8 protein-coding genes are annotated in these 8,791 nt (G+C 69.6%); 1 reads left to right on the top strand and 7 read right to left on the bottom strand.

All coding sequences use genetic code 11. The features are described from left to right. Positions 1–101: 101 nt before the first annotated feature. Positions 102–650 (bottom strand): cysteine hydrolase family protein, encoded by a 549-nt coding sequence (locus tag ABZ646_RS33340; RefSeq protein WP_360527271.1) that lies wholly within the window; start codon positions 648–650, stop codon positions 102–104. Between the two features lie 61 nt (positions 651–711). On the opposite strand from ABZ646_RS33340, the gene ABZ646_RS33345 reads away from it, so the two are divergent. After that, positions 712–1,272 (top strand): GNAT family N-acetyltransferase, encoded by a 561-nt coding sequence (locus tag ABZ646_RS33345; RefSeq protein WP_360527273.1) that lies wholly within the window; start codon positions 712–714, stop codon positions 1,270–1,272. On the opposite strand, the gene ABZ646_RS33350 is transcribed toward ABZ646_RS33345, so the two are convergent. From ABZ646_RS33350 to ABZ646_RS33375, 6 genes are all read right to left on the bottom strand, one after another. Beyond that, positions 1,261–2,838, bottom strand: a complete 1,578-nt coding sequence (locus tag ABZ646_RS33350; RefSeq protein ID WP_360527276.1) for a type VI secretion protein — start codon at positions 2,836–2,838, stop codon at positions 1,261–1,263. The genes ABZ646_RS33345 and ABZ646_RS33350 overlap by 12 nt on opposite strands. Before the next feature lie 11 nt (positions 2,839–2,849). After that, on the bottom strand, positions 2,850–4,265 hold the full coding sequence (locus ABZ646_RS33355) for an ATP-binding protein (RefSeq protein ID WP_360527279.1): 1,416 nt from the start codon (positions 4,263–4,265) through the stop codon (positions 2,850–2,852). A gap of 14 nt (positions 4,266–4,279) precedes the next feature. Next, complete coding sequence (locus ABZ646_RS33360; RefSeq protein WP_360527282.1) at positions 4,280–5,839, bottom strand: SCO6880 family protein; 1,560 nt, start codon at positions 5,837–5,839, stop codon at positions 4,280–4,282. Then, the gene (locus tag ABZ646_RS33365) at positions 5,836–7,185 is read right to left on the bottom strand and encodes a hypothetical protein (RefSeq protein WP_360527285.1); all 1,350 of its coding nucleotides are present in this window, start codon (positions 7,183–7,185) and stop codon (positions 5,836–5,838) included. The genes ABZ646_RS33360 and ABZ646_RS33365 overlap by 4 nt, the downstream gene beginning before the upstream one ends. Continuing rightward, entirely contained in the window at positions 7,175–8,011 is an 837-nt protein-coding gene (locus tag ABZ646_RS33370; protein WP_360527288.1) for a hypothetical protein, read from the bottom strand. The genes ABZ646_RS33365 and ABZ646_RS33370 overlap by 11 nt, the downstream gene beginning before the upstream one ends. Before the next feature lie 141 nt (positions 8,012–8,152). Then, the gene (locus ABZ646_RS33375; RefSeq protein ID WP_046732870.1) at positions 8,153–8,461 is read right to left on the bottom strand and encodes a hypothetical protein; all 309 of its coding nucleotides are present in this window, start codon (positions 8,459–8,461) and stop codon (positions 8,153–8,155) included. Positions 8,462–8,791: the final 330 nt, after the last annotated feature.

Raw genomic sequence — 8,791 nt, forward strand, 5'->3', positions numbered from 1 at the left:
GGGGGGACCCTGTGGGAGAGTAGGACGCCGCCGAACAAATATTGGGAAAACCCCCGCATCCGTGGATGCGGGGGTTTTCTGCGTTATGGGTCTTCGAGGCTTCAGAAGGTCACGTCCGCCGTGGTGACCGTGCCGCCCTTGCGGCCCGGGGCCTCCTGCCATTCCCAGTAGAGGTTCGTGTGCGCAATGACCTGCTGCGGGGCCGGCGCACCGTACGGCGTGAGGTCCTCCGTGGTGTGGGCGTCGGCAACCAGGGTCGCGTCGTAGCCGCGGACGATCGCGCCGTGCAGGGTGGAGCGGATGCAGGCGTCGGTCTGGGCGCCCGTGACGACCAGGCGGCCCACCCCGCGCTCGGCCAGCACGGACTCCAGGTCGGTGGCCTCGAAGGAATCGCCGTAGCGCTTGTGGACGAGGGGCTCGGTCGCCTCACGGGTCAGCTCGGGGACGTACTCCCAGGGGGTGCTGTCCGGCTTCAGTTCGTCGCTGGAGTGCTGGACCCAGATCACCGGGACCGCCTCGGAACGGGCCTTGGCGATCAGGGTGTTGATGTTGGCGATGACCTCGTCGCGGTTGTGGGAGGTGTTCACCACCCCGTTCTGTACGTCCACGACCAGCAGGGCGGTGTTCGGCCGGTTCGGCAGAGTCGTCATGACGTTCACGGTAGAGGGGGGGCACTGACAACAGGGCCGGGGTGAGCGTTAGCTTGGCCGCATGAGTGCTTCGACCAGCAGTGAATACGTCGTTCGTGCGATACGGGCCGACGAGTGGGAGGACGTCAAGCGGCTTCGGCTCGTCGCCCTGCGGGACCCGGTCGCGTACATCGCCTTCCTGGAGTCCTACGAGGAGGCGCTGGCCCGGCCCGATTCCTTCTACCGGGAGCGGGCCGCGCGGTCCGCCGAGGAAGCCGGTGCGGCCCGGCAGTTCATCGCGGAGGCGGCGGACGGCACGTGGGCCGGTTCGCTGACCGTGCTGATCGAGGAGGCCGGGTCCACGGACTGGGCCGGCTTCCCGGTCGAGCAGCGGCAGGGGCACGTCGTCGGGGTCTTCGTGCGGCCCGAGCACCGTGGGAACGGGCTGATCGGGGCGCTGTTCGACGCCGGTGTCGCCTGGGCGCGGGAACGCGGTGCGGAGCGGGTGCGGCTGTTGGTGCACGAGGAGAACGCACGGGCTCAGGGGGCGTACCGCAAGGCGGGGTTCGTGCCGAGCGGGGTGCTCGTGCCGTTCGACAAGAACGAGGCCGAGACCGAGGTGGAGTTCGTCCTACACCGGTAGTTCCCGGTGTGGCCAGCGGGACCGGGCCTGTTCGTGGGAGCGCAGCAGGGCGAGGGCCGGCAGGCCCTGGTCCGGACCGGTGGCGAGCAGGTCGGGCAGCTGCGGGAGGGGGGCCACGGCCGCCACGTCGTCCAGGACCAGGGTGAGTGGTGGGTCGAGCCGACCGGAGGATGACCGTTCGGCCATGCGCCGGCCCTGCTCGACCACGCTTGAGACGAGGGCCGTCAGGAGGGGCATCGCGCCGGGGTTGGTCCTGGGGTCCTCGATGGATTCACCGACCACATAAAGCGTGCCCCCTTCATGCACGAAGGAATCCAAAGCGAGGGCATCGGATCGGTTGGGATTGCAGGCCTCGCGGATGTTGACGGTGAAGAGGGCGGCCAGGGCACGGGCCGTCAGTTCCTGCGCGATGTCCCGGCGTTCCGGGTGTGCGGTGAGCGCGGCCTCCAGCTCGCCTGCGGAGCCGGGGGCCGCCTTCGGGTGGGTGCGCAGGGTCCGTACGGCGTCCTGGACGCCCGTGCCCTGGGCCCAGCGGTGGACGTGGCGGATCGTGCGGTTCTCCAGAGCGGCGGCGTGCAGGTAGCTGCGCAGGAGGGTCTCGGCGGTCTCCGTGACCGCCTGGTCGATCTTCGCGGTGGGTTTCACGGGGGTGAGCAGGGACTGGGCGCGCAGGGCCGCGGTCTGTTTGTCCGCGCAGCCGGCCGTGGGGGACCAGTGGAAGCGGGCGGGGGTGTCGCAGAGGTGGTTCGGGTCGTAGAGGAGGACCGGGCCCAGTTTGGCTCTGGCGTCCTTGGTCTCGGACCAGACGGTGGGGTTGGAGGTGACGACGAGGGCGGGGCCTGCCGCGTCGCGGATGGCCTGGGTCGCGGTTGTCCGGCGGGTTTCGGTGGGGGCGATGTGGAGCTTTGCCCACCCGCCCACCCGTTCACCGTTGAGGGAGGAGTGAGCGTCGAGACCGTCGGAGGCGAGGGCCGGACGGGCGCCGCGGGCCGGTGGGGGGAGCACTGCGCCGTCCGGTCCCGGGCCCGGGGCGACCTGCTCGGTGCCGGTCGCCAGGACGGCCGGGCCGGACGGCTGGGAGGGGTCCGGGGACAGGTCCTGGGCGGTCGCTCGTGTAGGGCTGGGAATCGGGCTCGGAATCGGGTTCGGGCTCGGGGTCGCGTCGGTCGGCGTTGCCTGGCCGGCTGTCGCGTTCCGGCTTCTTCGGGCCGCGCGCCAGCGGGCCACCGTGCCGAGGACGAACACGGTGAGGACCAGCAGGATCATCAGCTGGCCGAGGAACAGGCCCCAGAACAGGCCCCATCCGGACAGCCGAGCCGCCGGTGTGCCGGGCCAGGCGCCGGAGAGGTCGTGCGGTTCGCCGATGAGGTGGCGCATCGCCGGTGGTGTGTGGGTGAGGGTGACCGTCGACGGCCAGCTGCCGTGGGCGAACCAGGCGGCCAGTCCCGTCGCCGTCCACACCAGGACCGTGACGCCCAGCAGGAACCCGAGTATGCCGATCAGCAGGCCGTCGGGAACGCCGCCACCGCCGCGGTGTTCCCGCTCCTGCCGAGGGTCCGGTCTCACGCACGGCCTCCCTACGCCACCGTCGACTCGGAGTCGCCGAGGTGCTGTTCCACGAAGGCCGCCGCCCGCTGTTCCGCTTCCAGCTCGGCGGCGCGCAGCGCGTCGTCGGCGTCGGCCAGGTCGCTGGACGACTCGGTCATCGCGCGGTCGGTGAAGACGAGCGGGCGTTCCGTCTCGGTGACCAGGTGTTTGACCACCTGGACGTTGCCGTTGACGTCCCAGACCGCGATGCCGGGGGTGAGGGTCGGGATGATCTCCACCGCCCACCGGGGCAGGCCCAGGACCCGGCCCGTCGCCCGCGCCTCGTCCGCCTTCTGCGCGTAGATCGTCCGGGTCGACGCCATCTTCAGGATCGCCGCGGCCTCCTTGGCCGCCGCGCCGTCCACGACGTCGGAGAGGTGGTGGACGACCGCGACGAAGGACAGGCCCAGGCGCCGGCCGAACTTCAGCAGGCGCTGGAAGAGCTGGGCCACGAACGGGCTGTTGATGATGTGCCAGGCCTCTTCCACCAGGAAGATGCGCTTCTTGCGGTCCGGGCGGATCCAGGTGTGCTCCAGCCACACGCCGACGATCGCCATCAGGATCGGCATGGCGATGGAGTTGCGGTCGATGTGGGACAGGTCGAAGACGATGAGGGGGGCGTCGAGGTCGATGCCGACCGTGGTGGGGCCGTCGAACATGCCGCGCAGGTCACCGTCGACCAGGCGGTCAAGGACCAGGGCGACGTCCAGGCCCCAGGCCCGTACGTCGTCTATGGCGACGTTCATCGCCTCGGCCGACTCCGGTTCGGGGTGCCGTAGCTGCTCGACGATGTCCATCAGGACGGGCTGGCGGTCGAGGATCGTCTCGTTGACGAACGAGTGGGCGACCTTCAGGGCGAAGCCGGAGCGTTCGTCGAGGCCGTGGCCCATCGCCACCTCGATGATGGTGCGCAGCAGCGCGAGCTGGCCCGTCGTGGTGATCGAGGGGTCCAGCGGGTTGAGGCGGATGCCGTGGTTCAGGGCGGCCGTCGGGTCGAGCCGGATCGGAGTTATCCCCAGCTCCTCCGCGATGAGGTTCCACTCGCCGACGCCGTCCTCGCCCTGGGCGTCCAGGACGACGACCTGGCGGTCGCGGAAGCGCAGCTGCCGTAGGACGTAGGTCTTCTCCAGGGCCGACTTGCCGTTGCCGGACTCGCCGAGGACCAGCCAGTGCGGGGCGGGCAGTTGCTGGCCGTAGAGCTGGAAGGGGTCGTAGATGTAGCCCTTGCCGGAGTACACCTCGCGGCCGATGATCACGCCCGAGTCGCCCAGGCCGGGGGCGGCCGTGGGGAGGTAGACCGCCTGGGCCTGGCCGGTGGAGGTGCGTACCGGGGAGCGGGTCGTCTCGACCTTCCCGAACAGGAAGGACGTGAAGGCTTCGGTGAGGACGGACAGCGGGTCCCTCATCAGCGCATCAGCCTCTACCTTCGGATTCCGGTGGCGAAGGGCAGTGTGTTCACGAAGGCGCGGTGGTGCTCGCGGTCGCACCACTCCAGTTTCAGGTACGACTTTCCGGCGGACGCCCTTATGGTGCGCTTGTCGCGGTTGAGGGCCTCGGGGGAGCGGGAGGACACCGTGATGTAGCCGACCAGGTTGACGCCGGCGGCGCCGCTGGCGAGGTCCTCGCCGCGCTGGTCGAGGCGGTTGTGGGCGGCGATGTCGCGGGGGTCGACGGTCCGGTTCATCTTGGCGGCGCGGGACGCCTCCGCCTCGTCGTTGGTCTTCTCCGTGAGCATGCGCTCGATGGCGACCTCGGTGGGTTCGAGGTCCATGGTGACCGCGACGGTGCGGATGACGTCCGGGGTGTGGACCAGGAGCGGGGCGAGGAAGTTGACGCCGACCGGGGTCATCGGCCACTCCTTCACCCAGGCCGTGGCGTGGCACCAGGGTTCGCGGGTGGACGACTCGCGGGTCTTCGCCTGGAGGTAGGTCGGCTCCATGGCGTCCAGTTCGGCCGGCCAGGCGTTGCGCTGGGTCATCGCCTGGATGTGGTCGATGGGGTGGTCCGGGTCGTACATGGAGTGGATCAGGGAGGCGAGGCGGCCCTGGCCGAGGGGCTGGCGGACGCGGATGTCCGCTTCCTGGAGGCGGGAGCAGATGTCGGTGAGCTCGCGGGCCATGACGACGGCGAGCCCGGAGTCGCGGTCCAGTTTGCGGCCGGCCTGGGGGCGGGCGGCGCGGGCCATGGCGTGTGCCTCGGCGGCCAGTTCGCGGGAGTAGTGCATGCAGGCGACGAGGTAGGCGCGGTGCTGCTCGCTGCTGGTGGAGACCATGGACTGCAGCTGGTCGTACGACTGCGCCAGCCAGCCCGGTGCCTTGTCGTCGCCGCGCTGGGCGACGTCCTTGGCGTGCGCGTCGGGGTCGGCCGGCAGGGTGCGGGCGAGCATCTGGAGGCGGGTGACGAAGCCGTCGCCGTTCGCCACGTGCTTGAGGAGGGTGCCGAAGCGGTCGACGAGGGCTTCCTGGTCCTCGGAGTCGCGCAGGCCGACGCCCGGGCCCTCGATCTCGATCGCGGCCGTGACGGTCTTGCGGTCGGCGTGCAGGAGTACGGCGATCTCGTCGGGGCCGAAGGGGGCGGCGAGCCAGCTGATGCGGCCGATGCCGGGCGGCGGGCCGATCTCGACCTCGCGGCCGTCGATGCGGGTGCCGGCCTCGCTGGCGGTGGAGCGGTAGACGGTGCCCGAGCGCAGGGTCCGCTTGTAGCTGCGGTTGATCTCGAACCACTTGTAGAACGTGCGGCGCTTGTACGGCACGTAGACCGCGGCCAGCGCGAGCAGCGGGAAGCCCATCAGCAGGACGATGCGCAGGGAGAGGATCGGGACGAGGAGCCCGCACATCATGCCGAGGAACGCGCCGACGATGATCAGGCCGATCTCGCCGGACTCACGGTTGCGGCCGACGATCGCGTTCGGCCGGGCGCGGCCGATGAGATACGTACGGCGAGGCGTCATCGGATGGGACAGATGGGACTCGGTCGTCAACGCCCCTCACCTCCCGAGCTGTTGTTGCGGGTGTTGCCTGCGTGCGGGGTGTTCACCGGGCTGGGCGCGCGGGGGGCGGGTGCGGCGGAGGGGACAGATCCGCCGCCGCCGGTCGAGGCGCGGGTGCTGTGCGCGGCGACGCCGCCCGAGGCCGGGTTGGCGGGGCGGGCGGCGGAGGAGCCGCCGCCGTTGTTGTCGGCGCGGGCGCTGTGGGTGCGGATGCCCTGGGCGACCAGGTTGGCGGGGCTGCTGATGACGGCGGCGGCCTTGCCTTCGGCGCCCTGCATGATGCGGTTGTTGCGGCCGTTCGCGATCTCGTCGCCGAAGCCGGGGACGAAGCGGTAGATCATCGCGCTGGCGAAGATGGCGAGCAGGATGATGGCGAGGCCGGAGACGACCGCGGAGAAGGCGTCGGGGCCGCCGTCGGAGGAGAGGGCGCCTGCGAGGCCCAGCACTATCACGATGACCGGCTTCACCAGGATGACGGCGATCATGATGCCGGCCCAGCGGCGGACGTGGCCCCACAGGTTCTTGTCGACGAGGCCGGCGTAGACGACGGTGCCGAGGAGGGCGCCGACGTAGAGGAGGGCGGCCCTGATGACCAGCTCCAGCCACAGGACGCCGGCGGCGAGGATGCTCACCAGGGAGACGACGATCAGCATGATGGGGCCGCCGCCGATGTCGTCGCCCTTGTTGAGGGCGTCGGAGAAGGTGCCGAAGAACGTGTCGGTCTGGTTGCCGGTGGTCTTCGCGAGGACGTCGGTGACGCCGTCGGTGGCGGAGACGACGGTGTAGAGGATCAGCGGGGTGAAGGCGGAGGCCAGGACGGTCAGCCAGAGGAAGCCGACGGCCTCGGAGATGGCGGTGGTGAGGGGGACGCCGCGGACCGCGCGCTTGGCGACGGCGAGCAGCCACAGCAGGAGCGTCAGGATCGTCGAGGCGGCGAAGACGACGGCGTACTGCTGGAGGAACTTCTCGTTGGTGAAGTCGACGTTGGCGGTCTCCTTGACGGCACCGCTGAGCTTGCCGATGGTCCAGGAGGCGGCTTTGGCGCAGCCTTGGGCGAGGGAGGAGAGGGGGTCGAGGGTGGAGCTGAGCGGGTTGTCACCAACTCCACCACCGTTGCCGCTGCCGGCGCCTTTTTCGCAGTAGTCCTTGGCGGGGCCGATCAGCAGACCGCACGAGTCGCTGCTCGGGGACGCCGAGGGAGAGGGCGAGGCCGAGAGACTGGCGGTGGGCGAAGGTGTCGGGTCCGCCACGGCACGGGTCGCCACCAGGATGACCGTGGTCTGCACAGAGGCCAGGACGCCGGTGAGCTTGAGTACGCGACGCGGGTTACCGGGCATAAGTGAACCCTCCGTACTGCTCGACGGCTTTGCTGATCTCGTCGGAAGCTGCGGCCTGGTCGTCGCCGGGAACCGGCGCCGGGCCGTCCATCTGCGTGTCCGCGCTGATCTTCCAGTCGCCGTCGGCCCACTGCAGGTCGAAGGTCCAGGTCTTCCAGGTCGTGGTGACGGGGTTGGTCGAGGATGTACCCGACATGCCGATGAGTCCGACGTACCACACGGACACCTTGGCGTTGCTGTCGGTGTACTGCTCGGCCGTGGTGCCCACCGGGACCGTGCGGGACACGAACGTGCTGCCCTTCGGGGCGTTGCCGTTTGCGTCGAGGCCCAGTTTGCTGAGGAAGCTCGCCGAGTAGGCCGCGTCCATGGCGGTCTGGAGCTTGCCGGCCGCGGCCGATGTGTAGAGGCCGTTGACGATTCTGTGCCGGCTGTCCGTGGTGAACATGCCTGTCGAGCCCAGCGTCACCGAATAGTTCGCCGCCGCGCTCTCGGCTCCCTGTTCGGTGTGGGCGAAGCCTGAAGGGATGCCGTTTGTCTTTGTTTCCACCGGCTTGGTTCCCGTTGCCGATGTCGGTGATGTCGTCGGCTGGCTGCCGTTGGTGCCGCCGTTGGTTGTCGTGGTTGACGACGAGTCGTTGTTGTCGCCGTCGCCTCTGTTCGCGAAGGCGATCGCCGCGATCAGGAGGACGACCACGCCGACGACCGTGACCAGGCTCCGTGAGGAGGAGCGGCCGCCGCGGCGGGATGCGCCGCCGTAGGGGTCGTCGGGCAGGCGGGTGCGGGTCTGGCCGGTCTCCGGGTAGCCGGGCTCGTCTCCGAGGCTCATGCCGCGTACTCCCCCTCCACGTCGTACCGGAACGCGTAGCAGTACGACGGTAGCCGTGCTGGTTCCCGCGCGGGCGCGGTGTTATGACTCGACATCAGGGAAACGCAACCTCGGAGCGGGGAAGGGTGAGGTCCAGGCGGCCTAGACGGCCATGCCGTACACGATGGTGAACAGGGTGCCGAGGGAGCCGATGATGAAGACCCCGGTGAGTCCGGCGATGATGAGGCCCTTGCCCTGCTCGGCACTGAAGGTGTCGCGGAGAGCTGTGGCGCCGATGCGCTGTTTGGCGGCACCCCAGACGGCGATGCCGAGGCAGATGAGGATGGCCACGGCCATGACCACCTGGATCATCGTCTTCGCCTCGTTGCCCAGGCTGCCGAAAGGCCCCCAGTCCGGAGCGATTCCGCCGATGATGGTGTTGATGTCTCCCTTGTCGGCCGCGTAGAACATGTAAGTCACCGCCCCTGGTGGGTAGTTCTGGCCGCCCCTGCCCGGTGCAGAGGTCACGCTCTATTCTCGCTGACAAAGCCGCCGGAGTATGTCGACTTGACGTCATTGATTGGCGGGTTTCGTACGAAGGGCCCGTACGGTCACTCTGTGTATCACGGCAGGTCACGCCGGGCAATGAGGCCTGAGCGGAACCTGTCGTGTGGTTCCGTCGTTGACCCCTTTTCACGACCTGGCGCGTTTCTGACGGCCGGTCGGGTGACGGATCGAGACGATGTTCTCACGGGGGTGACGGGAAAACGGCCGGTGGGCCCCGGCGTGAATGCCGGGGCC

Origin of the sequence: Streptomyces sp. NPDC007162, from assembly GCF_040634175.1 — a bacterium.
Lineage (GTDB): Bacteria > Actinomycetota > Actinomycetes > Streptomycetales > Streptomycetaceae > Streptomyces.

Bases quoted from the DNA above. Each gene is read 5' to 3' on its own strand.
- ABZ646_RS33340 (WP_360527271.1), bottom strand. From the start codon at position 650: ATGACGACTCTGCCGAACCGGCCGAACACCGCCCTGCTGGTCGTGGAC.
- ABZ646_RS33345 (WP_360527273.1), top strand. From the start codon at position 712: ATGAGTGCTTCGACCAGCAGTGAATACGTCGTTCGTGCGATACGGGCC.
- ABZ646_RS33355 (WP_360527279.1), bottom strand. From the start codon at position 4,265: ATGAGGGACCCGCTGTCCGTCCTCACCGAAGCCTTCACGTCCTTCCTG.
- ABZ646_RS33365 (WP_360527285.1), bottom strand. From the start codon at position 7,185: ATGCCCGGTAACCCGCGTCGCGTACTCAAGCTCACCGGCGTCCTGGCC.
- ABZ646_RS33370 (WP_360527288.1), bottom strand. From the start codon at position 8,011: ATGAGCCTCGGAGACGAGCCCGGCTACCCGGAGACCGGCCAGACCCGC.
- ABZ646_RS33375 (WP_046732870.1), bottom strand. From the start codon at position 8,461: ATGTTCTACGCGGCCGACAAGGGAGACATCAACACCATCATCGGCGGA.